Raw genomic sequence first — 24,288 nt, forward strand, 5'->3', positions numbered from 1 at the left:
GCCGAGAGACAGGACGAACGATCATGCCGAACAGCACCGTGCACGTCGACTACGACCTGGTCGCGAACGGCGACCACATCACCATCGGGGACGCCACGTTCACCGGCGACAGCGCCTACCCCGACGCCATCGGGTGGCTCACCGCTCGCGCGGCGAGCACCGGCGCGGCCGTCGTGGTCCGCAGCTACGACGCCGGCACGGGCGCCGACACGCTGTTCAGCATCGACGGGGCCGGCACCGTCGAGGCCGTCACTGGTGCCGTCTCCGACAATGCCGCCGGATCCCCGTGGGAAGCACAGCCCGCAGCGCCGGCAATCCCGCCAGCCCCTCGAGGTGAGTACGTCGACGTAGCGCGTGAACTCGGTGGGGAGCCGGTCAGCCTCGCCCCCGCCGGCGCTCCTGCCCTCGACCCGCTCCGCGTCGCACCGGCAGCGCCGACCTCGCCGGCAGCGTCGGAGGCCGACGCTGGTCCGTCGACGCGTCGGGAAGCTCGGCAGTCGTTCCTCACGCGCGAAGAGGTCGAGGAACCCGCCACGCAGGGCCTCGGCGGGATCCTCGCCCGGATGGGCTTGCGGGTCTCACCGTCGGCCGCGGAGCGCGCAGAACGCGACTGGACGCGCCTGGTGAGCCAGCACTGGCCCGGCCCGCGGACGATCGCGATCGTCAACGGGAAAGGCGGCGTCGGGAAGACCATGACGACCATCAGCCTGTCGAGCGTGTTCGCCCGCCACGGCGGCGCCGGCGTCCTCGCGTGGGACAACAACCAGACCCGCGGGACCCTTGGCTGGTCCACCGAGCAGGGCCCACACGATGCGAGCATCCTCGACCTGCTCCCGCAGGTCTCACGGCTCCTCGGCACCGGCGCGCAGTCCGCGGACCTCGCGCACTACGTGCACCACCAGACCCGAGACCGGTACGACGTCCTCCGCTCCAAGCCCGAGGTCCTCGCCACCGAGCAGCGCTTCGACGCGACGACCGTAGACTCCATCCACAACGTCGCCGCGAAGTTCTACCGGCTCGTGTTCATCGACTCCGGCAACGACGAGACGGACCCGATGTGGCTCCGCGCGATCGAGCGGGCGGACCAGATCGTCGTCCCGACGATCGGGGAAGCGAAAGCGGCCGAGTCCGCAGCGCTCCTGCTTGAAGGGCTCCACGCCCGCGGCGGTCACTTCGCTGACCTCGCGGACAAGGCCGTCGTCGTGGTCAGCAAGCACAAGCACGACCTGCCCGACGCGGAGCTGACGAAGATGGCGTCCGGGTTCTCCGGCCTCGCCCGCGACGTCGTCACGATCCCGTACGACAAGGGGCTCGGTGCCGACGTCATCAACTACGGCGGCCTCCGACCGGAGACGCAGCGCGCCTGGCTCGCCGCCGGCGCTGCCGTCGCGAAGGGGCTCTGACCTGCCCATGACGAAGAAGAACCTCGCGATCGCGATTGCACTGCTGGGCGTCATTGCGATCGCGCTCATTCTTCTCGCGGTCAGGGCACACCTTCCGCACCGCGGCGAGGACGCCAGCTCGACGTCGTCACCCATTCCCTCGGCTTCCGCAGCGCCGACCTCGGGAGACGTCGCTCACGCGGTCGCTGAGCGGTTCTGCGAGCCCGATGCGACGAAGAACACCTGGCAGCGGTCACTCACCCCGTACCTGACCCCCGATGCGTGGCAGCTCTACTCGGCGGTGCGGCCGGCGAACGTCCCGTGCGCCGACGTCCACGACGACGGGAAGCCCGTCGGGGACCAGCAGACGTCAACGGACCGGGCGTACCAGTTCACCGCGTCGACGGGCGGTCCCGTGACGGTGACGCTGCACCGCGACACCAAGCGGGATCCGTGGCTGGCGTCCTACATCAACGCCGGACAGGAGTAGCTCATGGGCGGCAAGGGGAGCATGATCGCGATCGTCGCGCTCGCGCCGATCCTCGGCGTGGTCCTGGTCGTCGTGGTGCTGTTCACGATCATCACCGGCGCCGGCGACGACGACGCCGCGGCCGCGACCTGCGGGGCGACGGGCACCGTGTCCGGTACCGCCGTAGCGGTGCAGGAGGGGAACCTCCCCGCGAAGGTCGGCCCCTACTCCGGTGACCAGGTGAAGAACGCCGCGGCGATCATCTCGATCGGCAAGCAGCGCGGGCTCACCCAGCACGCCCAGCAGATCGCGCTCATGGCCGCGATGACCGAGTCCACGCTCAACAACCTCTCTGGCGGGGACCGCGACTCCGCCGGCCTGTTCCAGATGCGCCCCTCCCAGGGGTGGGGCACACACGCGCAGATCACCGACATCAGCTACGCGACAACTGAGTTCTACGAACGCCTGGTGAAGGTGCCCGGCTGGGACACCATGAACCCGGGGGAGGCGGCTCAGGCCGTCGAGGGATCGGCGTTCCCGGATGCGTACGCGACGAAGTCGGCGTACGCGGTCGAGATGATGAACGCCCTGTCCGGGGTGACGGTGTCGACGGTGTCGCAGACCACCGAGGGCGCTACCTGCACCGCAGGAGCGGCCTCAGGTGCCGCCGCTGGCGGCACGAACAACGCTCTGGTCGGTGGCGAGCAGCCCGCGACGGGGCCGCACGCGGCGCAGATCAACCAGGTCATCGGGTTCGCGAAGCAGCAGCTCGGCGAGAACTACGTCCTCGGCGGCGCCGGCCCAAACGTCTGGGACTGCTCCGGACTGACCAAGGTCGCCTACGCGCAGATCGGTATCAACATCGACGCCGGCCACTCCGCGACCACGCAGTGGCGCAACGGCGTCGCCCGCAGGCAGATGCACCCGCTGTCGGAAGCGCAACCCGGGGATCTCATCTTCTGGGGCGGCAACGACGCCTGGCACGTCGGGATCAGCCTCGGCGGCGACATGATGATCGCCGCTCCCAAGCCCGGCGACGTCGTGAAGATCCAGAAGGTGTGGGGTACCCCCAACGGCCAGGTCTGGCGACCCGTCGACGGCCTCTGAGCGCCGTCGACGCCGGTACACGAACGAAGCAAGGAGCACACCATGACAGCACTCACGCACCGCGTCGACGCGGCCACGGTGACACTCGAGGACCTCGCCGCGCTCGAGGGGACGACGCTCGTGTGGCGAGGGCGGACCGCGTCGGTCGGCGCGTTGTTCTCCCCGCTCGAGGGGGAGATGCCACCGGACCTGCTCGCGGTCACCGCTCCCGAGCACATGGTCGACCTGCTGGAGTACCAGCCCGACCACCGGTACCGACGCGTGGATGCACTCACCGATGATCTCGGCAGCGTTGCCGCGGTCCTCGATCGGCTGGCGGCCCTCGCGCCGGCCGAGCCGGTCGTGCGGTTCGGTGGCGGACTGGAGCTCGACGGGCCCGGGCTGCGGGATGTGCCGGCGGTAGCGCTCTGGACCGGACGGACGTGGTGAGCATGACCGGGATCGGCCGCACCATGACCGGCGTCGCGGACGCTCTGCACGACGTCGTCGACGCGTACAAGAAGGCCCGCCGGCAGCGGGACGAGATGATCGTCGCCGCCGTCCCGGTGCTCGGCCAGCACGGAGTCGCGGAAGCATCCGGGCTGTCCCGGCGCCGCGTCCGCCAGTTGCTTGCTGAGGCGGAAGCGGCTGACCGGAGAGGGGGCCCCCGATGAGACGCCGCATGAAGCAGCACCTCCTCACCGCGGCGGTCCTCGTCGCGGCCGCCGGCCTCGGCGCGATCGCCGCTCCCTACGTTCATCCGAGCACTGCGACTGGTGACAGCCTGCCGGCGTCGACGGCCGCTCCGTCCACCTCGAGCACGGCGTCCTCGGCCACGGCGTCGGATGCGCTGCAGGACCTCCACGCCCTGGCAGTGTCAGATGCCTACGTCCCCGGGTACGACCGGGCCGCGTTCGGGCAGGCGTGGGCCGACGTCGACCACAACGGCTGCGACACCCGCAACGACGCGCTGCGCCGAGACCTCGCGGGCGTTGTTACCCGCGCCGGCACCCGCGGGTGCGTGGTGCTCTCCGGGACGCTGCACGACCCGTACACGGGCCACACCATTGCCTTCCGCCGCGGGGAGACGTCGAGCTTGGCGGTACAGATCGACCACCGGTACCCGCTCGGGCTCGCCTGGCAGCACGGAGCGGCGGCGTGGACGCCCGCGCAACGAGAGCAGTTCGCCAACGACCCGGTGAACCTCGCCGCGGTCGACGGGCCCGCGAACGAGCAGAAGTCCGACGCAGGTCCCGGGGAGTGGATGCCGGCGAACACCGGCGACGCGTGCACCTACGCCACGACGTTCGTGGCCGTGGCCACGAAGTGGCGGCTGTCGCTCGAGGCGGCCGACGAACACGCACTGGAGGGCACCCTCACCGGATGCGCTGAGCAGGGGAGCAACTGATGAAGACGACGACACCGGACCCGTTCCAGACGGCGCTCGAGCAGTTCCAATGGCCGTGGTGGAGTGTGCCGCTGATCGTCGCCGTGGTGGTGCTCGTTCTCGCCGGCGGGGTGCTGTTCCTGGTCAGCACGCGCGGCGGCAATCCGGTCGACCGGATGCAACGGCACCTGCGCGCCGGGAACAACCTGGCGCCGGTGCTGTACCCACGCCGGCGGAAGGATGCCCAGCAGCTGCACCCGAACGCGGTCGACCTGCCGCCCGGACAGAAGATCGGCACGCTCGTCGGGACGGGATCTGCTTGGGTGTGGCAGGGGTGGCGTGACGTCGCGATCTACATCTTCGGGCCCGGACGAGGCAAGACCACCGGCTCCGTCGTCCGGCACGTACTCGAGGCGCCCGGCCCAGCCGTGATGACCTCGAACAAAGTCGACGGCGTCAAGGAGGTCCTCGCCGGCCGAAAGCGCATGGGCGACGCGTGGGTGTACGACCCGACGCAGGTGTACCGACGTGAGCCGTGGCCGGACTTCATCTACGACCCGTTGTGGGACGTCGAGGATCTCACCACGGCGCAGGAGCTCGCGGCGATCTTCGAGGCCAGCACCAAGGACGCGGACAGCAAGAGCGACGCGCAGTTCGACTCGCAGGGCCGCGACCTGTTCGCCTACGCCCTCCTCGCCGCGAAGCTCGACGGGATGGGGCTCGGGCAGGTCTACAGCTGGATCACGAAGCAGGAGCACGCGGAGATCCGCGCGATCATGCAGAGGCACGGCCAGACCGGTCCCGCATCGGCGCTGGTCGGCCTGCAAGGCCAGCCGGACAAGACGCGGGGCAGCGTCTACGCCACCGCGCAGCGGATGGCGTCCGCGATCGCCAACGACACGCTGCTGGCGTGGACGAGTGCGCCCGGGGTGCGGAAGTTCAACGCGGAAGCGTTCGTCCGCGGCAGGGACACCGCCGTGCTGATCTCCCGGAACGGTCCCGGATCGGGCGGCGCGTTCGTCGCGGCGTTGGTGCGGTCGATTTCCCGCGCCGGGGAGCGGGCGGCGGCCGCGGACGGTGGCCGCATCACGACGCCCGTGGTGTTCGAGCTCGACGAGGTCGCGAACATCGTCCGGTGGCCTGAGCTGCCCGACGTGGTCTCGTTCTACGGCTCGATGGGCCTGATCCTCGGCATGTACTTCCAGTCGTGGGGGCAGATTGTCCGGGTGTTCGGCAACGAGGGTGCCGACACCCTGTGGAGCGCATCGTCGATCCGTGTCTACGGCGGCGGGGAATCGACGCAGTCGCCGTTCCTCAAGCGGTTCTCCGAGAGCATCGGCAACTACGACGAGTGGACCACCAACACGTCCTCGGGCCGCAACGGGTCGACCCGATCGCGGGTGTCGAAGTCGAAGCCGATCCTTCCGCCCGACGTACTGGCGCACCTGCCGAAATGGCGGGCCGTGTTCGACGGGAGCGACGTCGGGCCGGTGCTGATCCGCACCCGGCCGTGGTTCCTGGACAACGTGCTCAAGGCCATGATCGAGGGCCGAGAAGTCAAGAACGGGAAGATCGTCAAGGAGAAGAAGACGGCCGCGGAACGGCCGTCGACGACGGACAGAACCGGCCGTGTCGAGCCCGTTTGATCCTGAACACTGGCCCGCCGGCTACGGCCCCGGCAGCAGTGCAGCCGGCGGCGGAGGGGGAGGGGACGAGCCCCCGCCGTGCGACGACGAGGACGCACCGCCGCCCGTCGACGACGAGGGCGCGCCGTCGGCAGATCCCGGCACCGGTGAGGTCCTTCCGTCTGGACCGGGGGACCCCGCGGCCGCACCCCCACGGAAGCCGAAGCAGGATCCCCGCGAAGCGTTCCTGCAGTGGGTGAGCGAGCAAATCGGGCAGGTCGAGGCGTATCAGCAGCCCATCGCGCAGAAGCCGGCGTGGTGCCCGGAGTGGTGGAAGCACCCGGAGGTCGTACAACGGCTCTACGTCGCATGGAAGGCGTACCAGCAAGCGGCCGAGCGTATGTCCGAAGACAAGGGAGCGAAATCCGGGTGGTGGGTGCAGCACTGGGACCACCACGCCCGGATCCTCTTCGACAAGCAGCAGGGACCGTTCCGAGCATGCAACCAGGCAGGCCACCTCGCCGACAACGACTACACGCCGCTCCCGATCGTGGTGGAGCTACCGCCCAACGACGCGCGCATGATCTGATCCCAGATCATGCGCGTCCAGACCCTCGCCCAGATCCGTGGCGCGGGGAAGAGGGGACCCATTGCAACGCAATGGCATTACCCGAGCGACTGCTGCAATGGGGTATACCTCACCGCTACATAGCAGCGCACGTCGAGCGAGACAAAGATTCGAGAGGTTCGACGACTGATCGCAGGGCGAAACTTGCCGCAAACCGACACCGCCTTGGCAACCGTAGGAATTACCGCGGACGCTCCTCGGCATCCCGAGTTCACCCGTCCCCTGGGACCAATCAGCGACCTATGAGCTTGGTGACCGCAGCGAGGATCTGCGAGAACGTCGATACCGGGATGGCTTCGTCGTGGCGGTCATCGACAGCACGTGGTCCGAAGGCACGGTCCACGAATTCCAACCGAGCGGTGTCGGACTCGGACTTGTCGACGTTCGCCAGGAACGGTCCGAACGCCCGAAGCTCCAACTCCGTGCGCTTGCTATCTTGCCCAGACGACACGAACCGTGATCCGAGCCGGATCGCTACGGTGGCGGCGGATGCAGCCAATGCCCCGATGGCGGCGCGGACAGCGAACGTTGCCCACAGCGCCTCCCCGGCGCCCTCTTCCACAGGCCGGGTTAGCAGCAGGATCAGTGGTACCGCCGCTGTGCACAGCAGCACGAACCCCAGACCGTAGAGGCATAGTCCGACAACACGAGTGGTGAGCGCCTCCCGTGAGAAACTCTGTGCGAGGGTGTTCGCTGCCGCCGCTGCAGTAAGAGTCTCGTACTCCTTGTTTGTCTCCCGCAGTCGTTGGAGCGTGCCGTCGGCTTCTTGGAGTTTTTGCTCGATCGCCGCCTTGAATGGGGCGAAGTCCTCATCGAACCGCTCCCCTTGCGCTTGCTGCCACGCCGTATAGTTCTTCGTGTTTGTCGACTCAAGTTCGTTGATCCGTTTGGTGCCGTTGTCGACGACTGTGTCAACGCGCGTCTCGTACCCGTCAACGGTTTCGCCGACACTGCTCGCCGTGTTTTGCAACGATTCCAACGCCGTAGAGGCCACCGTGAACCGCTGCTCCGCCTCCTCGCCGAGCTCCTCCAGCCGTTCGCCGAGCGCAGTTCGTTTCTCGTGTAGGCGGGCGATGTCCACGTCCTGCTGTTCAACGAGGTCGTCGTAGAAGCTACGGAGCTGCGCCTGTTGCGCCGGAGGCAACGGAGGCGTCCACATCGCGTACAGCGGTTGCAGGGTGCCCTCGGCATAGATGACGGCTTGATCGGTGTAAGACGGACTGGCGGCGGTGGACCGGTTCTGCAAGTAGGACAGCGCGGAGGTCCACGGACTGTGCAAGTCGTCTAGAAGTGCCTGGTTGAACCGGCGGGCGTTGTGTGCGCCGAGCGGTTTCACCGCCTGCGAGAAAGCCAGCAACTCTCGAACCCGGCTTAGCTCGCTTCGTTCCGCATCGCTCACCGCGTCATGAAGAGAGCCGATCAGCGTTGATGCCGTCTGCAACGTGTCCCACAGCGGATGCGCCTGGAATTCCGATTTCAACACTGGGTCCTCCGATCAGCGAGCTTCTCTTCAATCTACGGGTCGGCACGCACATACTTGGCACCGCCGCCGGCTCCCTCGTGGCGATTCCGCTGCCCGCTGCTCGCCGCCAGCAGGATCTGTGACGTCAGTTGTAGTCATCGACGACAACGAGCTTCGCGCCGTCGCTGTCCTCCGGAAACTCGTTTGCATCACAAGCGAAATCCCAGGAGTCCGTAGTGTCCACGAGCGACGGAACCCTACGTGGGTCGTCGGCTTCACACGTCAGCTCTGTACCGTCGCTAAACGTGATCGTTGACACCGGACTGAACTTGATCCCGTTACTTTTGAGGATCGTGGACCCGAGGGTCAGTTCCGTGTCAACGGATGTCGTGTTCAACACGGCCGAGTCGACTGTGTAGAAGCCCGTGTCCGTGTTGTCCGTGATGTCGTTGATCGTTGCAGTGTTTGTGACCTCGAGCGGGTCAGCTTGTTCCTAGGCGCACCCGGCGAGAGTGACAGTGATGCCTGTCGCGACAGCCAGCGCAGCAGCACCTCGGCGTACCGGTATCCGAGAAATCATCATGTAATAAGACTGGCAGATGGCAGACCGACATGCTTTGTTAGAGCAGGTCGAGTTGCCGATAGAACTACCAACTGGTGTGGAACGCGACCGCTGGTTGTGATGTCAGATTATGCGTGGCCCATCAACGGACGGCCGAGAGTTGACATAGGAGACCGCTATCGGCGCGGACAGTGACGGCCGGTCACCCCGTGGGATGACCGGCCGTTGTTGCGCGTGGGGGAGTGGTGTCAGTGTGCGGCGTCGTACGCATCGCGGACTGCCTGGCTGATGCGGCCGCGCGAGGAGACGTCATGTCCGTTTGCGTTTGCCCACTCGCGGATCTTCCCGAGTTCTTCCGAGTTACCACGCCGTGGCGCACTCCCGATGCTGGCACGGCCGGAGCGGCTGCTGACCTTCCGGGCGGCGGCGATGTAGTCGGAGAACGCGTCGCGGAGCGCGTCGGCGTTGTTGTCTGTGAGGTCGATTTCGTAGTTGGTGCCGTCGAAGCCGAAGGTGACGGTGCGGCCGGCGCCGTCTTCGATGGTGTCGCCGGTGAGGTCATCGACGATGTGCGTGGTGACTTTCTGCGCCATGTTTGTGCTCCAATCGGGGACGGGCTCCTAGCCTGACAGAGATGGTCGGCCTTTCTTGCATCGAGACGGGAGAGTGCTACATCTCGGTGTCGCGAACGAACGCTGCGAAGCCGGGGATGGTGAACTCGAGCATTCCGCGGTCGGCGGGTTGGATGAGGCCCTTGTCGATCAGGCGCGCGCGCGGTGTCGAGAGCTGGTTGCTGCCGGTGTTGAGTGCCCCTGCGATCGATGAACGGGACGCGGGACCGTCGCCGAGATTCGCGATAGCGGCAAGCATGCGTCGTTCGGCTGGTGAGCAGGCAGACCACCGCGCGCGGAAGAGGGCTTCGAGGTCCGCTTGCATTGCGACGTGGCCGTGCTCGACGGCGTCGATGTCGATGATGCCGCCCGGGTCCGGCCGGCCGGCGGCCGTCCATGCGGCATCCGCGATGAGTTGCACGGAGTACGGGTACCCCTGTGCGATTTCCAGAGCTCGGTCGACGGCGGGCGGTGACCAGTGCACGCCGAGTGCTCGTGCGGGGCCGATGAGCGCGATCTCCTCTGCTTCCCGATGCAGTGGCCCGAGGGGCCGGTACGCGAGACGTTCGCTGAAGGTGACGATCCCCGCGATCGTCTCGGGCGCGTTTGGGAGCCCGGCGGCGAATACTGCTGCACGAACGTCGGAGCCTTCGCCTTGCAGGTGTTGCCAGGCGTAGACCAGCGTGCGAAGCCCTGCTGGGTCGGCGGATTGGATCTCGTCGATGAGGATGACCAGGGGGGATTCGTTGGCGGCTGCCGCGATTACGGCCTCAAGCGCGCGCGCCCCCGACAGCTCGAGTTCTTGGCGGTTGTTCGCTGGGTGGAAGGTACCGGTCGCGGTCGCGACACCTGGCACCCCAACAGAGAGCTGCAACGTCTCGATCCTGCTCCGAAGCGCCGCTCGTGCTTTGCCGCTGAACCCGTCGGTCGCGCGCCGGAGCTCGGCGGCGATCTGCGCCACCAGTCCCTGTTCTTCGCCTGCGGTCACCCACACCGTCACTGCGCCACGTGCTGCAGCATGACGCTGGTATTCCCGGAGGAGGGAGGTCTTCCCAAAGCCGCGGGCCGCGTGGTCGACCCGGATGCGGCCCACCAGGCGGCCGAGGTCAATCAGTGTGGACAGACGTTCGTCGACCTCAGCGATCTGCTGAGCACGCCCAGGCACAGTTCGGGCAATCTCCCCTGGGGTGTAGGGGCTTGGCTGCATCAGACCACCGATCGTTTGTTATGAAGCTGGGATTTCATAACAGAGTATCAACTGCCGTCGTGCTCACCTTGCGCACTGTCCCACAGCGTGTACTGCCCCCCGCGACGTCGCGGTTTACACGTGCTGCTCATGCGGCTCGCGCCGGTAGGAGTGTCTGCAGCGCGAGTATCCCATCGCGCGCTCGAGTTTTCGCGGAGCCGACGGTCACGCCGAGCCGTTCGGCAAGTTCGGGTCCAGTTAGTTCGTGGAGGTACCGCAGCACGACAGCGTCGCGTTGCTTCGTGCTGAGCCCGGCGAGGGCAGTCACGAGCAGTGGGCGCATGAGCATCGTGTCCACGGCATCCATGCCGGCATCGCCGTACTCCTGATCGCGGCTTCCGATGCGGAGGTCTCGGGCTCGTGAGGACTCACTCGATCGGATGCGGTCGATCGCTCGCCGGTGCGCGATGGTCCGCAACCAGGACTGCAGCGAGGCCTTGGCGGGGTCGAATCGTTCGGGGCGCTCCCAGAGCTCGATGAAAGCGTCATGTGTGACGTCTTCGGCAAGGTCGGCGTCGCGGATGATGCTCCGCGTGAAGCGCCGAAGTCCGGGTGCAAGCGCACGGTAGAGGCCGTCGAACGCTGTTGCGTCTCGTGCGACCAGCGCGGCCGCGATGCCAGTATCAGTGAACGCGGCCGTGGTCCGTGCAGTCACGCGGCTCACCTACCCTTCCGATCGATCGGTCGGTCGGTCGATCACGGTAGTTGTATCCGCAGTGCGGCGGAGACCCCCAAAACGGGAACAGCACCTCGCTGCTGCGAGATGCTGTTTCCGTTCCCCGGCTCAGAAGGCACCCAAGGGGCCTGCGATCAAGTGCTTACTTGATCTGCGCGGTGATGGTGGCGGTGCCGACGAGGAGGCCTGCCTTGACGGCGTCGGTCTTGAAGGTGCTGTTGAGCAGCTTCGCGGCGTCGGGGGAGATGTGGACGGTGGTGCCGGTCAGGATCGCGTTGTCACCCTCGAGCTGGAGGGCCTTGAGCGAGCCGCCGTGGAGGGAGAACAGGTACGCGTTCGGGGCAGCGACCTCACCGTTGACGAGGACGTCGCCGTAGAGCTTGGACGAGCCGGGGTTCACGACGAAGTTCTCCAGCGTGACGGTGGTGTCGCCGGCCTTGAGGGTGAGGCCGGAGTCGTCGTGGTTGAGCAGGCCCTGGACGTAGGGGCGGTAGTTGCCGTCCGGGCTCCAGTAGGTGACCGAGCCGGCGGTGATCGGGAACGACACGGCGCCGTCGGCGAGCTTCGCGGAACCCGAGACGCCGGGGGTGAGCTTGAGGGAGGTGAGGGCGTCGGTGAAGCCCTTGTCGAGGGCGACGGAGGTGTCGCCGCCGAGGACCTCGGGCACCGATGCGACCGGGCGCGGGGATCTTCGAGGAGGACGACGCGACCGTGTGGATGGTCGGGGTGGCCTGCGCGGCGGAGACGCCGAACCCGGCACCGGTGAGGATGATCGCGCCAGCGGCGGCGAGGGAGACCGTGGTCTTGGTGATCTTGCGCATGGTTTCGTTCCTCTTCTGTGTCGCGCTCGGCGCGGCTGCTGTGCGCGCCGAACACACCCTCGTTGAGGGTGGAGAACCAGCGATATCCGGCTGGTGAGCGCCCGGGTGTTTCCCGGCCTGTGCAACGTATTCGGCGGCCTCCGACGAATGGTTTGGAATCCCGTACTCCGTTGCACGATCGTGACATCTTACGTAGGAAATGTGCCCTGTTAGGGGGCCAGAGAGCGGTCGTTGCCTCGTAGATCGCTCGCGGGAGTTCGAGTCGGCTACAGGAGGGGCTGGTGCGTTGTCGTCACAGATCGCCTCAGATTGGGGTTCTAGTGACCCGCCAGACGCGCTTCCCGTCTCGGAGAAGAGCGAGGGTCAGCACGTGAGATGTGGTCGTCGGTGGTATCGCCGCGCGAGCTGAATGTGCCGTCCGCGTAACAGGGCCACCGTGACCGATGTGTCCGTCTGCCTTGGTACACCGGCATAGGAGAGGCGCCCCTCCGACCAAGGGTCGGAGGGGCGCCTCGTGGTGCGGTGCGACTCAGGCGATGCGTGAGCGGCGACGTGCCATGACGACGGTCAGGGCCGTGCCGGCCAGCATGAGCAGACCGGCGATGACCGCCGCGGGAGTGATGTCGGCGCCGGTGAAGGCGAGCTCCCCGGTCGGCGTGACGGTGCCCGTCCCCGTGGCGACCGGCGTGGTGCCGGAGCCGGTGCCGGTGCCGACCGGCGTGGTGCCGGCGGCGGGGGTCGCGGTGACGGTGAACTCCACCGGCTCGGACGGCGCGGAGACGACCGGGTCGCCGTTCGTGTCGAGGACCGGCTGACCGTCGGCTCCGAGCAGGAAGCTCGTCGCGACTGCGGTGTAGTCACCGGGAGCGGCGGCCAGCGTGACGGACCAGGTGCCGTCCGTCCCGACGACGATCGGGTCGGTCGGGTCGGCGGGCTGGGCGGCTGCGCGTGCGGTCGGGGTGACCTGGTCGGTGGGCACAGCGACGAGCAGGATGTTGCTGCCCGGGGTACCGGTCCCCTCGAAGGTGACCTGCGAGCCGACGACCTCGGCACCGTTCTCCGGCGAGGTGATGACCGGGGTGTCGAGCGCGATCGGCGTCGTCGGCGGGGTGGTCGCTGCGGGGAGCGAGAAGCGGACGGTGACGTCACCGGTGCCGACGCCGCCCGTGACCTGGGTCAGGCGGACGGATTGGGGCGTGGCGGCGTCCTCGGCGAAGGTGACGTCGACGCTCCAGGCGCCGTCGTCGCCGACGGTCGCCTGCACGAGCGGGAAGTCTCCGTCGAGCGACACCCGCGAGCCGGCGGTGCCGGTGCCCGAGAACGTCACGGTGCGGGTGGCGGCGGTGTCGCCGTCCTTCGGGGTGGTCACGACGAGCGTCTGCGTCGCGGGGAGGTTGACGTTCACCGTCTGGCTCCCGCGGCCTGCTCCGCCCTGGATCTGGTTGACCGTGATCGACTGCGCGCGGTCGACGTCAGCGGGGAACGTGACCTGACCGGTCCACGAGCCGTCGGCGCCGACGAGGATCCCGGTGGTCGGGGTGCCGGCGGAGGGCACCAGGGCGATGTTCGCCGTGGGGATGCCGGTACCGGTCACGGTGACGGTGCGCGAGGTGACGTACTGGCCCGCGGTGGGGCTCGTGACGGTGAGCTGCGCCGCCGCGGCGGGCAGGGCGAAGGAGACCGACTTCGCGTCGCTGAACCCGCTGCCGCCGACGACCCCGTCGATGAACGCGGTCTGCGACACTGCGGCGTCCGCCGCATACACGTGGTCGACCGACCATGCGCCGCTGGCCGGGACGGTCTCGACGGTCTCCAGGACGGCGCCGGCCTGGTTGTCCTGGTGGATCACGATCTTTGAGCCGGCGACGGCCGTCCCGGAGAACTCCACGTCGCGCGTGGCGGTGGTCTGGCCGGACGTCGGCGACGTCACCACGAGGTTGCCGGGTGCGGCGCTGGCGGATGTTGCGGTGAGGAGCGCTCCTCCGAGCGCGAGCGAGAGCACAGCTGGCACGACCAGCAGCTTCCGCCATGACGACTTCGTCACGGGTGTCCGTTCGTCCTGGCGACGATGACGAGTTGGGTCAGCGCCGCAGATGAGATGCCGTCAGGGAAACGACGACACCTCGATCCTAAGCATCTCCTCAGAGTTGCGTAAAGACCAACCGCGACGCCGACCCCCTCGACGCGCCGATCGATGATCTGCCGTATTTGGCAGCACGAACCCACAGGACCGCTGGCAAAAGTGACGCCGGTTCTACGCGGAAGAACCACTGCCGTCGCAACGTCAACGTCAACGTCAGAGACTGCAGCAAGTACCTCCCGGACGACGCGATTCGCCGGCTAGTGGAGAGCGCCGACGGTGAAGATCGTCTCGTCGCCGGCCGTACAGCCTCGCACGCCCTCCGCGGGGATGAACAGGCTCGTCTTCGATCCCGGTGGGTACACGCGGAACCCGTCGCCAGTGACGGGCCGACACGTGCCTGGGTCGAACGCGTCGGCTTGCACGTAGTGGAGCCGGGCGACTGCGGTGGTCCCCGGCTTGAGTGCGACGGTCGCGTGGGCGGTGCTGCGGTCGAACTCGGCCGGCTGCCCGATCTGGGTCCCGTTGTCCTCACCGACGAGGGACACTCCGGGCCAACCCTGGAGCGTGCAATCGGTGGTGCCGGTGTTGGTCAGGTGGAGCTCTTCCTCGACGTTCGACGCGCCAGCGGTCCGACCGGCGAAATTACCCTTGAGATGCTCGGTCGTGCAGCGGAGCGCGTCCTCATCGGGTGCGCGGCCGGCCGTGCCAGTACCCGTGTCAGCGCCGGCGGTATCTATCGGCGAGACGGTCGGCGGAACAGCAGGAGCCGTCGCTGAGCGTGTCGCGGTCACGGTGACGGTTCGTGCGGTGGTCGGAGTCGGCGTATTGGTGAAGCTACAGCCGGCAAGCACCACACCGAGCAGGACAACAGCAGAGGCCGTCGTCCAACGTGACTGTGTGTTCATCCGACCACTCAAGCGCAACGCCACCGATCCACGTCCAGATTCCTACCGCTTTGGAACTGGTACCGCAGCAACCCGTGTCATCGACTCGGCAACCGTCGACACGTGGGCGACCACAGACGCCGACCGTCTTCAGGGACGCGAGGATGAACTTCGGGACCTGGGGTGCGATGATCACCGCGTGCTCGTGTGGTTGACGGACTGGCAGGTCGTGGAACCACACCTGCTTGTGGCGCCGGGGGATGCCGTCGCCTGGGAGCTGTGTCCGGCTGACATGGAGTGGACAACGCGTCTGTTCGGGGATCGTCCCCGTCGCCGGTGCCGCTCGCCTTTAACCCGTGCACGACACTTCGAGCTCATGGGCTCGGCCCAGTAGGACACCGACCGATCCAGCCGGAGGCGTCGGCCTCCAGCACTCCGGATGGCGCTCGTACTCGAGCATCTTCGCCGAAGGTCAAGCCGAGTACCTCTACGGCTACGTCGTCACGATCTCCACCGAGTTAGATGACAGTGCCACGTGACAGTTCCCAGCCGTCGCTCGTCATGTCTGGCGGTGTCGGCCGCGCACGATAGAACTGTCGTAGCGAGGGCACCCGTTCTCAGTTCGGGTCTGGAACGGGTGTCCCCGTGCTACGACGTCGTCGGGTCGACGTTGATTCTGACGAGCCCCGTCCACTGCGTGGACGGACGCGGCTAGGGTCCGCGCTGTAGCACTGCGCACGATACCTCTCGGTAGCAAAGGAGCACCTCGAGCTGGTCATTTGGCGCTCAGCCTGGACCTGGTGCTCCAGGCGGTGCATGTCCTACCCTCGCGGTGAGGCCGGTTCGAGCAAGCTCCTGACCTCGTCAGGGCGGTCCGATGCGGGCGTGCCCGGAGCGGACGGGGTCAACGATCAGACCCCGTCCGCTTCCCCGCACGTCGCCGAGTGGCGAATCCTCGGTTGGGCCTCAGGGGGCGGAGCAGACCGATGTTGGGATGGGAACACGTTGGCTTCGGAAATCATCTCGAACAGGTCGGGCATGTGCCCTTCCGCGGATGCGGGGGACGCCTCCCCTCGGCGGAATCGACGTCGGAGCCCTGCCATCGTCTCGATCCGTGCTGGCGGAACCGATGGCTCGCGCTCGTACTGCGATGCGTTCATGCCGACCTCCTACCGCCAGCTTTGATTGTGGACGCCCTCGGTCAACTCGTCCGCTGAATAGCGCACAACGGCGGTCAGAGCGAACGTCGCTGCGTAGCGTTCTGGCACCCTGTCGACGACGGCATGGTCGGCGCGGAACGACAGGCGCGACAATTTTCCGCGCACCGTCGCGCCCCTCCGAGCGGTGCCTCTCCCACCGATCAGGACGGGGCGCGCTCCGCCCGGAGACCAACTTGGCATTTTCGGGTCGCGTTCCGTTGTCCAGTACGTGCAACAGGTGTCGCCTTCCAGTGCGGGATCCCTACCGTGGTGTGGACCCGCAACCTTGAGAGGTCGAAGGCCATGAAGAACCTGATGTACGGCGGTACGCCCATTCTCGTCACGGACGACGTCGCCGACGCCGTTCTCCACTACGCAGCGATCCTCGCCCAGATCAAAGCGAGCGACGTCATCGCCGTTCCGACCGTCGACAGGACTGGATACGCCTCGGAGACGTCAGTGCTGCTAGGGGCAGGCATCCCACTCGCAGCCGAAGCGGCTCCCGACGACGAACTCGAGGACAACAACCCATCCTCTGTGGAGGAACTGACTGTGCGTATCCGCGAGGTTCAGGCGAACGTCGCCCTCTCCTGACCGGCTAGCGTGCCCCCGCGAGGTCGAACCACGCGAATCTCGCCGGGTCTGCCCCTACGATTTCACCGTGAGATGCGACAGCCGGTTCGATTGTTGGACCTGCATGCTCTCCGCCGATCATGAAGGGCCGCATCGGTGGTTTGGCGATGGCGCAGAAGCTCCGTGGAACGCGCGCTGCGCGGGCAAGACCCTCCGCGCGTTCACGCGGCGCTCGACTTAAATACTCGTGTCGGTGCTCTGCAACTGAGCAACGAGCAGGTCTACGTGGTAGGGGACCACAGCTCGCGCCTGGCGCGGACTCGATCGGTAGGGGTTGCGGAACCGAAGAGATTGATGTTGCGGTAGCAGGAGGACCTGGGTGGTGCTGCATCGATGTGACAGTCTGTGTCGCGTTCCAACCAATGGATGGTGGCTGACCCGAGGTCACCGTAGAAGGGTGGTGCGTGGTGCCGGAGGCTGCTGCGCGTTCTGCGCTCGAGGATGCAGAGGATGCGCTGTTGGCGTCGCGTGCTGCAGAGGGAGATGTGCGGGCATTTGCGGTGTTGATGCGTCGGTACAGCCGCGTGGTACGTGCATACGCCCGCCGTGTCCTGAGCTCTTCTGCCGATGTTGACGACGTCACCCAAGACGTGTTCGTCACCGCATGGCAGCAGTTGCCGCGGTTGTCTGATCCGGCTGTGGTGCGCGGCTGGTTGCTGCGAATCACAACTCGGAAGGCAATCGACCGGGTGCGGGCGCTCCGAAGCCATGTCGACATCGATGACCACGACCAGGAAGCACCCGAATGGGAGCGGCCTGACCGGCTCCATGAGGCAGCGAGTCGGGAGCAGGCGATGTCGGTAGCGTTGCAGGCGCTTCCCAAGGACCAGCGGCGGTGCTGGATTCTGAAAGAGTTCGCGGATTACAGTTACCAGGACATCGCCGCTGAACTGGATGTACCGGTGTCGACGGTCCGGGGTTTGCTGTCTCGGGCCCGGAAGAACATGATTCGAGCGATGGAGGGCTGGCGATGACAACCCCCAACAACCCGACTACCCCCGAGCGGCCGGTTTTTGTATCGGGTGCTCCGTTGGTTCCTGCTGGGGCGGACGCGCCGGTGCTGGACGTAGCGACTGCGGTCGAGGTATTGGCGTTGGAGCCGGACGACCTCGACGGCTACAGCATCGACGACCTCTCGGACTACCTCGAGGCGGGGCAACGTCCGCGGAACCCGAAGATCGACGAATCGGCAGCCTGCCAGATGGCGATGTCCGCGTTGGTCCGGCTCCGCATAACCGCGGCGGGTTTGCTCGAAGCGGACGCTGCGGAAGAGCCGGAACCCGATGACACGTGGATGCGGTCGGTGCTGGACAACATCAGTTTGGAGTCTCACGCTGGCCGGTTGATCCCGTTCGACCACGACGATGGCGCCGCTCATCTGCAAATCACTGAGGGAGTGGTCCGCGCACTGGTCCGTGATGCGGGTGACCGTGTTCCCGGGGTGCTCGTCGGACGCGTACGACTTGACGGCGACGTGGAGATCCTCGAGACGGCGGTCACGGTGCAGATGGACGTGACCGTGTTCTGGGGGACCCACATCCCGGACCGGGTGAGCGCCCTGCGCGTCGCTGTCGCTTCCGCCCTCGCAACAAACACTGACCTGCTCATTGCCGCGATCGACGTCACCGTCAGCGACGTGCTCCCGCCTCGACCGGGGGAGCGATCGACGTGAGCGTGAGCGACTCGACGAACACGGATGACGTGATGAACCCGAATGCGCGAACCCACGCCGTGGACATGGGGGAGGATGCGTTCTCCATGTCGATCGTGACCATGATCCGTGCCACGCCAGGCGTTGTGCAGCTGTATCCGCCAGCCGGACACATTCCGCTGCTCTCCGGTGCCGTCGCGGCGCTTCGGGACGCCGCTGGCGGAACTCCGGACCTTGTAGCCGTTGATGCCACCGACGGTCGTATCACCGCCGTACGCGCGTCGATCGGGATCGACACGACTGTGACCCCCACCCTGGTGCTGCAGCAACTCTGCACCTCGATCCGTCACCTCCTCGCCGACCACCTCAGCGGCACCACTGACCCACTGGATGGCACAGCCGACCAGCCGCTGATCACGCTCACGATCGCCCGGGTCAGCGGCTGAGAAAGCTTCGGAGGGAAGTTTTTCGTGCCGGTGTGACGAACAGGTCTCCTCGTCCGTCTCTTGAGTGAACGGCTCTCAACAGAGGGTCGACTACGACTTCAGGAGACACCATGTCGAACCTCACCCCCACGCCGGCAACCGCAGCTCCGAAGAGTGCCATCCCGGCGCACTCGGTGGAAACCGGGAAGACGGAAATCAACGACGCCGTCGTGTCCAAGGTCGCCGGCATCGCCGCCCGCGAGGTCCGGGGCGTGCACGCCCTCGGCGGCAGCGCCGGCCGTGCGATCGGAGCGCTCCGCGACCGAGTCGGCCAGACGAACCACGCCCAGGGCATCTCCGTCGAGGTCGGCGACACCCAGGTCGCCGTCGACGTGACCCTCACCGCCGAGTACCCGGTGTCGCTGCAGGACGTCGCGGAAGATGTTCGCTCTGCCGTGTCGAAGGCCATCGAGGACATCGTGGGCATGGAGGTCGCCGAGATCAACGTGACCATCGCCGACGTCTACATCCCGTCCGACGACGACGACGACTCCGACGACAGCCGCGTCAAGTGACCCCGACCACCATCGGCATGGCCGTCGCCGCGACGCTCGTGCTGACCTGGATCGCGTTCGGGTTCGGCGCGTTCGTCCTGGTGCTGGTCGTCATGGTCATCGGCGCCCTCATCGGCCGGATCATCGAAGGCAAGCTCGACGCCAAGGGACTGCTCGACATGGTCCGCGGCAAGGGCTCATCCTCGTGACCCTCACCGCACCGGCGCAACCGGTCGACTCCAGTACCGGGGCGGTTCCGGCCGCCCCGGGCCGGACCCGCATCGCCCCTCGCGCCCTCAACCGGGTCGTATCCGCCGTCACCGCGGACGCCCTGAACGTACCCGCGGGCAAGATCAGCACCGATCTCACCGACGATGCTGGTCATCTGTCGCTGCTGGTCAGTACTCCAATCGGGGTTCCGTCCCTGATCCGGATCATGGATGAGCCGACGGCGCTCACCCAGTCGGGCGGTTCTGTCCTTGACCGGGCTCGCTTGGCGCAGGAACAGATCCGCACCCGAGTGCAGCAGCTCACCGGATCCACGGTGACCAGGGTGATTGTGAAGGTCACCGGTGTGCACATCAGAGAGAACAGGCGCGTTCGATGAGCACCACTAGCATCTATCGACGCATCGCCCGCCGTGAGACGCACTCGCCCCGCTCGGCCCTCGCGATCACCCTCGCGGTGATCCTGATCCTCGTGGCGGTGTGGCTCGGAACGGAGATCGTGTTGTCGATGATCGGACAGCCCGCGCTGCTGGTTGCACCGACCGACGCGGAACAGTCCATCGTGTCTGCGGCGACATTGCCGTACGGCATTCTCCTCGCCGCTGGGATCGTTCTGGCCATCGTGGGGTTGGTCTTGGTGATCGCGTCCTTGACCGCTGGTCGCCGCGCCCGCCACGTCATCGAGACCGATCGCGCGGTGACGGTCGTGGACAACAACGTCATCGCAGCAGCGCTCGCCCGGCATGCCGCGTACGCCGGCGGCACCGACCCCGACAACACGCACGTCTCGGTGTTCCACAACCGAGCGGTCGTGGACGTCACGCCGTCTTCGGGAACGACATCGGACACCGCTCCCATCAAGGACGCTGTCGATCAGCAACTCGACGCCTACGGGATGCGGCCCAAGCTCCGATCGAAGATCACTGTCAAGAAGACCGGGAAGGTCGGCGCATGAACACCACCAACCGTGGGCTGAACCGCGCCATCATCTTCATCATCGGGCTGCTGCTGCTCATCATCGGCGCAGCGACGATCGTCCTCGCCGTCGTCCCATCGGTGACATCGGCGTGGAAGAGCAACGCGCCGACCGTGTCAAAGAACGTCGACGGGGCCTTCGCTGCGGCACCGCTGTTGACGACCGGCGCCAGTTGGCTGGCCGTCGCAGCGCTCGCCCTGCTGCTGCTCCTGGTCATCCTGCTCCTGGTGTTCATCATCCGTCAGGGCAACGGCCACACCAGTGAGCTGTTCTCCGACCAGACAACCGAACATGGTTCCACGATCGTGAAGTCCACGGTCGCGAAGGACGCCCTCGAGCAGGCCCTCGCGGACCGGGACGACATCGTCGCAGCGAACGTCAGTACGTACGACGTCAACGGTACGAACGTGCTGAAAGTGTCTGCGACGGCCCGCCGCGGCGTGTCCCCGAAGGACGTCGCAAACACCATCGAAAGCGCATTGACGGCACTGGATCTGCTGCTGGGATTCCAAGTTCCCGCCCTTATACAGATCTCCGGCGGCCTCCGCGCGCGCGCCGCGAAGACCACCCGCCTGCAGTAGCAGGGCAATCACACTCCCGGCGGAGTAGCTTCCGCCGTGACACACGGTGACCACGCAGCTACCGATGGACACTGGAAATACGGCCTGTTGTCACCGAGCCGCTCGCACCATGTCAGCACGCTATAGATCCTCCGTGATCCACCGGATCCGGCCCGCCCAGTCCCCGCGGCCGGTCCTTCTCCTTCGCAGCCCGTAGCGCCGGCTGTGTTGCGCAGCACCCATGCGTTCGACGTACGCCCCTGCGCGCATCTCGCTTCCCGACGACCAACGCTGGCCGTCCCTTACCCCGACAGGACATCCCCATGATCACTACGAACGACCTCGACACGCTGCTTTCCCACGGCGGCAACGTCATCGGCCAGGACGGCACCAAGATCGGCAAGATCGGCCAGATCTACCTCAACGACGCCACCGGCGATCCCGAGTGGGTCACCGCTCGCACCGGCCTGTTCGGCGGCGGCGAGTCCTTCGTCCCCCTCGAGCACGCCACAGCCAACGGCGACGACGTCACGGTTCCGTACACCAAGGACCAGGTCAAGGACGCTCCGCACAGCAACGACACCGACGGGTCGCTCGAGATCGACCAGGAAGCCGACCTGTACCGCCACTACGGCATGACCGACCCGTACGCGGACCAGGACACTGCGCAGCAGAACCAGTCGCAGCAGGTTTACGACCAGGACACCGACCGCGCTCAGGAGCTTCCCGGTTCCGTCGAAGGCGCCGATGTTGAGACCGCCGGTTACGACGCTGAGACGACCCGCTCTAACCTCGACAGCACTGGTCGGGACGAGTCCGGTGACGTCGGCCACGACACCTCTGGCGCCAACACCGACGACGCGATGACCCGCTCCGAAGAGCGACTGCACGTCGGGACACGGCAGCAGGAATCGGGCCGGGCCCGCCTCAGGAAGTACATCGTGACCGAGCAGCAGACGCAGAACGTCGCCGTCAGCCACGACGAGGTCCATGTCACCCGCGAGCCCATCACCGAGGCGAACGTCGGCGACGCGATGTCCGGCGGCGAGCTCACCGAGGAAGAGCACGAGGTCACGCTGATGGCGGATCAAGTCGTCACCGACAAGGAGACCGTCCCGGTTGAGCGGATCCGTCTCGACACCGAGACGGTCACCGAGCAGCAGGAAGTCACCGAAGAGGTCCGCAAGGAGCAGATCGAGTTCGACGGCGTCGACGGCACCACCGATACCACGGCGGGTCGTCACAGCGACGTTGATGCTGACGGCACCCGTTGAGCGCCGACTTCGACCCCAACGCCGCACACCGTTCCTCGTCGCAGACCGGAGAGACGGGTGCGAGCGTCGCACGCTCGAGCCGTGAGCAGCAAAAGGACGAGTTCGGCGGCATGCACTTCGGCGTCGCGTTCTTCGGCTGGCTGACCGCAACCGGCTTGACCGTGCTCCTCCTCGCGATCTTGTCCGGCATTGGAGCCGCCATCCTCAGCAGTAACGGGGATGCACAGAACGCTGCCGACGACGCCGCGAACAACCCGGCGACGTCTGGCCTCGTCGGAACGATCATCCTGCTCGTGATCCTGCTGATCAGCTACTACGCCGGCGGCTACGTCGCCGGCCGGATGGCACGATTCTCCGGCATCAAGCAGGGCGTCGCCGTTTGGCTGTGGGCGATCATCGTCACCGTGATCCTCGCGATCATCGGCGCGATCGCCGGCGCACAGTTCGACGCGCTCTCCAAGCTCGGAACACTCCCAACGGACGCAGTCGACGGCGGCAACATCGCCGCGAGCATCGTCGGGATCCTCGCGGTCGCGGTCGTGACCCTCGCCGGCGCGATCCTCGGCGGTCTCGCCGGGATGCGGTACCACCGCAAGGTGGACCGCTTCCACGATGGCGCGAACCTCGCCCGCAACTGAACCAACCCGAACCCGTGTCGGTGCCACCCCGGACGAACAGTCCTTCGTGGCACCGACACGATCGGCCCCAGTGAAAGGCGCCACCCGCCGATGAACACCCCCGACACCCCATTCGAGACCACCGCCGCCAGTTCCAGCCCGGTCGAGGTCATCCGGTCGGAGGAGCAAGTACGGGTGGGAATCAGTTCCACCCCCCGCAGCATCCTCCGGATCCGGAAAGTGATCGTCACCGAGCAGCAGACCGTCACCGTCACCCTTCGCCGGGAAGAACTTCGGATCACCGAAGAGCCCGCAACCGACGACGCAACCGCTTCCGGACTGCTCGCCGATCCGGGCGACGAGCTCGTGCTCGTCCTCCACGCGGAAGAAGTGGATGTGATCACCCGCGTCGTCCCCGTCGAGCGGGTCCGTGTCCGGAAGACCCGCATGGAAAGCACGACCGCGATCACCGAATCAGTTGGCCGCGAGCAGGTGCAGGTCATCACCGCCGACGAGTCCGAAATCGGCTAAGCGCAGCTGCATGTCACCGACGGCGCTCCGTCCCCCGAACCGCCGCCGTGGACCCTGTGGGACCCGAACCCGTAGGGACCACGTCGGTGTACAACTCGATCACGCATCAGAGGACCGAAACCACGAGTCGTCAATGTCCTCGAAGAAGCAGGGCTGCGGCTGAATCGCTCGCCTCGCTTTGCGCGGCGCCGGTGTCTTGCTCGACGGCGAGTGCTGCGGTTTCTGTTCCAGGCAAGCTACGACGGCTTTTTTCAGCAGCAAGTCTTGGTTGCTCGCGATCATCTGTGCCGTCGTCGTTGTCCTCACTGGGATATCTTCACTGGCCGGTGCCGAAGCCGGGCAAAGAGCGTAGACACGAACGAGAGGGCGGGATGACCGATGGTCATCCCGCCTCTTCGGCGCGTTCCGGCTCACATTTCGGAATCCGGTGACACCTGCTCTTCTAGCCGCCGAAGTCGCTCCCACAGAACACGATGCTCCTCCGAGAGCTCGCTCGGATCCGCGAGCAGCCCTGTGGCGGTTGAGTCATGCGCGGCCTGTGGGCGGAGAAAGTCTGCGTACCGCGCGTGGGGGTCAGGGAGCGGCGTTGGCGCGGGGGGAGGCTCGAGAAGTTTTCGTTGCACTAGCGCGGTCAACTCGGCTGGCGACATCAGGCCGTGCCGGTGCCATTGCGCAGGATCCTGCCGAGCCGCCGCAAGCCGTTCGGCTTGGGACGAAAT

Annotated in this window: 28 protein-coding genes; 21 read left to right on the plus strand and 7 right to left on the minus strand. The window is 66.7% G+C overall.

The window, feature by feature from the left end:
- The first annotated feature begins 23 nt into the window (after positions 1-23).
- The 8 genes from OVA28_RS01010 to OVA28_RS01045 all read left to right on the plus strand — a co-directional run bounded on the left by OVA28_RS01010 (position 24) and on the right by OVA28_RS01045 (position 6,538).
- Positions 24-1,403, plus strand: a complete 1,380-nt coding sequence (locus tag OVA28_RS01010; protein ID WP_268095419.1) for a ParA family protein — start codon at positions 24-26, stop codon at positions 1,401-1,403.
- Between the two features lie 7 nt (positions 1,404-1,410).
- On the plus strand, positions 1,411-1,872 hold the full coding sequence (locus OVA28_RS01015) for a hypothetical protein (RefSeq protein ID WP_194662883.1): 462 nt from the start codon (positions 1,411-1,413) through the stop codon (positions 1,870-1,872).
- Positions 1,873-1,875: 3 nt separating this feature from the next.
- Positions 1,876-2,958, plus strand: a complete 1,083-nt coding sequence (locus OVA28_RS01020; protein ID WP_268095421.1) for a C40 family peptidase — start codon at positions 1,876-1,878, stop codon at positions 2,956-2,958.
- Positions 2,959-3,000: 42 nt separating this feature from the next.
- Positions 3,001-3,387, plus strand: coding sequence for a hypothetical protein (locus OVA28_RS01025; protein WP_268095422.1), 387 nt, complete (start codon positions 3,001-3,003; stop codon positions 3,385-3,387).
- A 2-nt stretch (positions 3,388-3,389) separates the two neighbouring features.
- Complete coding sequence (locus OVA28_RS01030) at positions 3,390-3,611, plus strand: hypothetical protein (RefSeq protein ID WP_268095423.1); 222 nt, start codon at positions 3,390-3,392, stop codon at positions 3,609-3,611.
- A gap of 8 nt (positions 3,612-3,619) precedes the next feature.
- Entirely contained in the window at positions 3,620-4,345 is a 726-nt protein-coding gene (locus tag OVA28_RS01035) for an HNH endonuclease family protein (RefSeq protein ID WP_268095424.1), read from the plus strand.
- Positions 4,345-5,970, plus strand: coding sequence for a type IV secretory system conjugative DNA transfer family protein (locus OVA28_RS01040; protein ID WP_268095425.1), 1,626 nt, complete (start codon positions 4,345-4,347; stop codon positions 5,968-5,970). Before OVA28_RS01035 ends, OVA28_RS01040 begins: the two co-directional genes overlap by 1 nt.
- A 235-nt stretch (positions 5,971-6,205) precedes the next feature.
- Positions 6,206-6,538, plus strand: coding sequence for a DUF4913 domain-containing protein (locus OVA28_RS01045; protein WP_268095426.1), 333 nt, complete (start codon positions 6,206-6,208; stop codon positions 6,536-6,538).
- A gap of 271 nt (positions 6,539-6,809) precedes the next feature.
- On the opposite strand, the gene OVA28_RS01050 is transcribed toward OVA28_RS01045, so the two are convergent.
- The 5 genes from OVA28_RS01050 to OVA28_RS01070 form a co-directional block, all read right to left on the minus strand.
- Positions 6,810-8,057: a hypothetical protein gene (locus OVA28_RS01050; RefSeq protein ID WP_194662875.1), complete on the minus strand. Its 1,248-nt coding sequence runs from the start codon at positions 8,055-8,057 to the stop codon at positions 6,810-6,812.
- Positions 8,058-8,849: 792 nt separating this feature from the next.
- Entirely contained in the window at positions 8,850-9,194 is a 345-nt protein-coding gene (locus OVA28_RS01055) for a histone-like nucleoid-structuring protein Lsr2 (protein WP_194662871.1), read from the minus strand.
- A 76-nt stretch (positions 9,195-9,270) separates the two neighbouring features.
- A complete protein-coding gene (locus OVA28_RS01060; RefSeq protein WP_194662869.1) occupies positions 9,271-10,419 on the minus strand; it encodes an ATP-binding protein in 1,149 nt (382 codons plus the stop codon).
- Positions 10,420-10,546: 127 nt separating this feature from the next.
- Positions 10,547-11,113, minus strand: coding sequence for an RNA polymerase sigma factor (locus tag OVA28_RS01065; RefSeq protein ID WP_194662867.1), 567 nt, complete (start codon positions 11,111-11,113; stop codon positions 10,547-10,549).
- A gap of 163 nt (positions 11,114-11,276) precedes the next feature.
- Positions 11,277-11,801 (minus strand): hypothetical protein, encoded by a 525-nt coding sequence (locus OVA28_RS01070; protein WP_268095428.1) that lies wholly within the window; start codon positions 11,799-11,801, stop codon positions 11,277-11,279.
- 2 nt (positions 11,802-11,803) lie between these two features.
- Here OVA28_RS01070 and OVA28_RS01075 point away from each other — a divergent pair, with 2 nt between their 5' ends.
- A complete protein-coding gene (locus OVA28_RS01075) occupies positions 11,804-12,052 on the plus strand; it encodes a hypothetical protein (protein ID WP_268095429.1) in 249 nt (82 codons plus the stop codon).
- Between the two features lie 432 nt (positions 12,053-12,484).
- On the opposite strand, the gene OVA28_RS01080 is transcribed toward OVA28_RS01075, so the two are convergent.
- Together OVA28_RS01080 and OVA28_RS01085 are read right to left on the minus strand one after the other, a co-directional pair.
- Positions 12,485-13,999, minus strand: coding sequence for a hypothetical protein (locus OVA28_RS01080; protein WP_268095431.1), 1,515 nt, complete (start codon positions 13,997-13,999; stop codon positions 12,485-12,487).
- A 296-nt stretch (positions 14,000-14,295) separates the two neighbouring features.
- A complete protein-coding gene (locus OVA28_RS01085; protein WP_268095432.1) occupies positions 14,296-14,943 on the minus strand; it encodes a DUF4232 domain-containing protein in 648 nt (215 codons plus the stop codon).
- A gap of 1,481 nt (positions 14,944-16,424) precedes the next feature.
- Here OVA28_RS01085 and OVA28_RS01090 point away from each other — a divergent pair.
- The 12 genes from OVA28_RS01090 to OVA28_RS01145 all read left to right on the plus strand — a co-directional run bounded on the left by OVA28_RS01090 (position 16,425) and on the right by OVA28_RS01145 (position 23,569).
- A complete protein-coding gene (locus OVA28_RS01090; protein ID WP_268095433.1) occupies positions 16,425-16,715 on the plus strand; it encodes a hypothetical protein in 291 nt (96 codons plus the stop codon).
- Between the two features lie 443 nt (positions 16,716-17,158).
- Positions 17,159-17,728, plus strand: coding sequence for an RNA polymerase sigma factor (locus OVA28_RS01095; protein ID WP_268095434.1), 570 nt, complete (start codon positions 17,159-17,161; stop codon positions 17,726-17,728).
- Positions 17,725-18,426 (plus strand): Asp23/Gls24 family envelope stress response protein, encoded by a 702-nt coding sequence (locus tag OVA28_RS01100; protein ID WP_194662858.1) that lies wholly within the window; start codon positions 17,725-17,727, stop codon positions 18,424-18,426. Before OVA28_RS01095 ends, OVA28_RS01100 begins: the two co-directional genes overlap by 4 nt.
- Positions 18,427-18,428: 2 nt before the next feature.
- A complete protein-coding gene (locus tag OVA28_RS01105; protein WP_194662856.1) occupies positions 18,429-18,851 on the plus strand; it encodes a hypothetical protein in 423 nt (140 codons plus the stop codon).
- A gap of 110 nt (positions 18,852-18,961) precedes the next feature.
- Entirely contained in the window at positions 18,962-19,405 is a 444-nt protein-coding gene (locus OVA28_RS01110) for an Asp23/Gls24 family envelope stress response protein (protein ID WP_268095436.1), read from the plus strand.
- Positions 19,402-19,593, plus strand: coding sequence for a hypothetical protein (locus OVA28_RS01115; protein WP_267421202.1), 192 nt, complete (start codon positions 19,402-19,404; stop codon positions 19,591-19,593). Before OVA28_RS01110 ends, OVA28_RS01115 begins: the two co-directional genes overlap by 4 nt.
- Positions 19,590-19,991, plus strand: coding sequence for a hypothetical protein (locus tag OVA28_RS01120; RefSeq protein WP_268095437.1), 402 nt, complete (start codon positions 19,590-19,592; stop codon positions 19,989-19,991). Before OVA28_RS01115 ends, OVA28_RS01120 begins: the two co-directional genes overlap by 4 nt.
- On the plus strand, positions 19,988-20,566 hold the full coding sequence (locus tag OVA28_RS01125; protein ID WP_267421206.1) for a DUF6286 domain-containing protein: 579 nt from the start codon (positions 19,988-19,990) through the stop codon (positions 20,564-20,566). Before OVA28_RS01120 ends, OVA28_RS01125 begins: the two co-directional genes overlap by 4 nt.
- Positions 20,563-21,168 (plus strand): hypothetical protein, encoded by a 606-nt coding sequence (locus OVA28_RS01130; protein ID WP_268095438.1) that lies wholly within the window; start codon positions 20,563-20,565, stop codon positions 21,166-21,168. The genes OVA28_RS01125 and OVA28_RS01130 overlap by 4 nt, the downstream gene beginning before the upstream one ends.
- Positions 21,169-21,470: 302 nt before the next feature.
- The gene (locus OVA28_RS01135) at positions 21,471-22,421 is read left to right on the plus strand and encodes a PRC and DUF2382 domain-containing protein (RefSeq protein WP_268095439.1); all 951 of its coding nucleotides are present in this window, start codon (positions 21,471-21,473) and stop codon (positions 22,419-22,421) included.
- Positions 22,418-23,059, plus strand: coding sequence for a hypothetical protein (locus OVA28_RS01140; RefSeq protein WP_268095441.1), 642 nt, complete (start codon positions 22,418-22,420; stop codon positions 23,057-23,059). The genes OVA28_RS01135 and OVA28_RS01140 overlap by 4 nt, the downstream gene beginning before the upstream one ends.
- A 90-nt stretch (positions 23,060-23,149) precedes the next feature.
- Entirely contained in the window at positions 23,150-23,569 is a 420-nt protein-coding gene (locus tag OVA28_RS01145; RefSeq protein ID WP_268095442.1) for a DUF2382 domain-containing protein, read from the plus strand.
- Positions 23,570-24,288: the final 719 nt, after the last annotated feature.

This window comes from Curtobacterium sp. SL109, assembly GCF_026672405.1.
In the GTDB taxonomy this organism is placed as follows: Bacteria; Actinomycetota; Actinomycetes; order Actinomycetales; family Microbacteriaceae; genus Curtobacterium.

What these genes read in the sequence shown, in the direction of transcription:
- OVA28_RS01010 (WP_268095419.1), top strand. Translation starts at nt 24, where the DNA reads ATGCCGAACAGCACCGTGCACGTCGACTACGACCTGGTCGCGAACGGC.
- OVA28_RS01015 (WP_194662883.1), top strand. Translation starts at nt 1,411, where the DNA reads ATGACGAAGAAGAACCTCGCGATCGCGATTGCACTGCTGGGCGTCATT.
- OVA28_RS01020 (WP_268095421.1), top strand. Translation starts at nt 1,876, where the DNA reads ATGGGCGGCAAGGGGAGCATGATCGCGATCGTCGCGCTCGCGCCGATC.
- OVA28_RS01025 (WP_268095422.1), top strand. Translation starts at nt 3,001, where the DNA reads ATGACAGCACTCACGCACCGCGTCGACGCGGCCACGGTGACACTCGAG.
- OVA28_RS01030 (WP_268095423.1), top strand. Translation starts at nt 3,390, where the DNA reads ATGACCGGGATCGGCCGCACCATGACCGGCGTCGCGGACGCTCTGCAC.
- OVA28_RS01035 (WP_268095424.1), top strand. Translation starts at nt 3,620, where the DNA reads ATGAAGCAGCACCTCCTCACCGCGGCGGTCCTCGTCGCGGCCGCCGGC.
- OVA28_RS01040 (WP_268095425.1), top strand. Translation starts at nt 4,345, where the DNA reads ATGAAGACGACGACACCGGACCCGTTCCAGACGGCGCTCGAGCAGTTC.
- OVA28_RS01055 (WP_194662871.1), bottom strand. Translation starts at nt 9,194, where the DNA reads ATGGCGCAGAAAGTCACCACGCACATCGTCGATGACCTCACCGGCGAC.
- OVA28_RS01060 (WP_194662869.1), bottom strand. Translation starts at nt 10,419, where the DNA reads ATGCAGCCAAGCCCCTACACCCCAGGGGAGATTGCCCGAACTGTGCCT.
- OVA28_RS01075 (WP_268095429.1), top strand. Translation starts at nt 11,804, where the DNA reads ATGCGACCGGGCGCGGGGATCTTCGAGGAGGACGACGCGACCGTGTGG.
- OVA28_RS01085 (WP_268095432.1), bottom strand. Translation starts at nt 14,943, where the DNA reads ATGAACACACAGTCACGTTGGACGACGGCCTCTGCTGTTGTCCTGCTC.
- OVA28_RS01090 (WP_268095433.1), top strand. Translation starts at nt 16,425, where the DNA reads ATGAAGAACCTGATGTACGGCGGTACGCCCATTCTCGTCACGGACGAC.
- OVA28_RS01100 (WP_194662858.1), top strand. Translation starts at nt 17,725, where the DNA reads ATGACAACCCCCAACAACCCGACTACCCCCGAGCGGCCGGTTTTTGTA.
- OVA28_RS01110 (WP_268095436.1), top strand. Translation starts at nt 18,962, where the DNA reads ATGTCGAACCTCACCCCCACGCCGGCAACCGCAGCTCCGAAGAGTGCC.
- OVA28_RS01125 (WP_267421206.1), top strand. Translation starts at nt 19,988, where the DNA reads ATGAGCACCACTAGCATCTATCGACGCATCGCCCGCCGTGAGACGCAC.
- OVA28_RS01130 (WP_268095438.1), top strand. Translation starts at nt 20,563, where the DNA reads ATGAACACCACCAACCGTGGGCTGAACCGCGCCATCATCTTCATCATC.
- OVA28_RS01135 (WP_268095439.1), top strand. Translation starts at nt 21,471, where the DNA reads ATGATCACTACGAACGACCTCGACACGCTGCTTTCCCACGGCGGCAAC.
- OVA28_RS01145 (WP_268095442.1), top strand. Translation starts at nt 23,150, where the DNA reads ATGAACACCCCCGACACCCCATTCGAGACCACCGCCGCCAGTTCCAGC.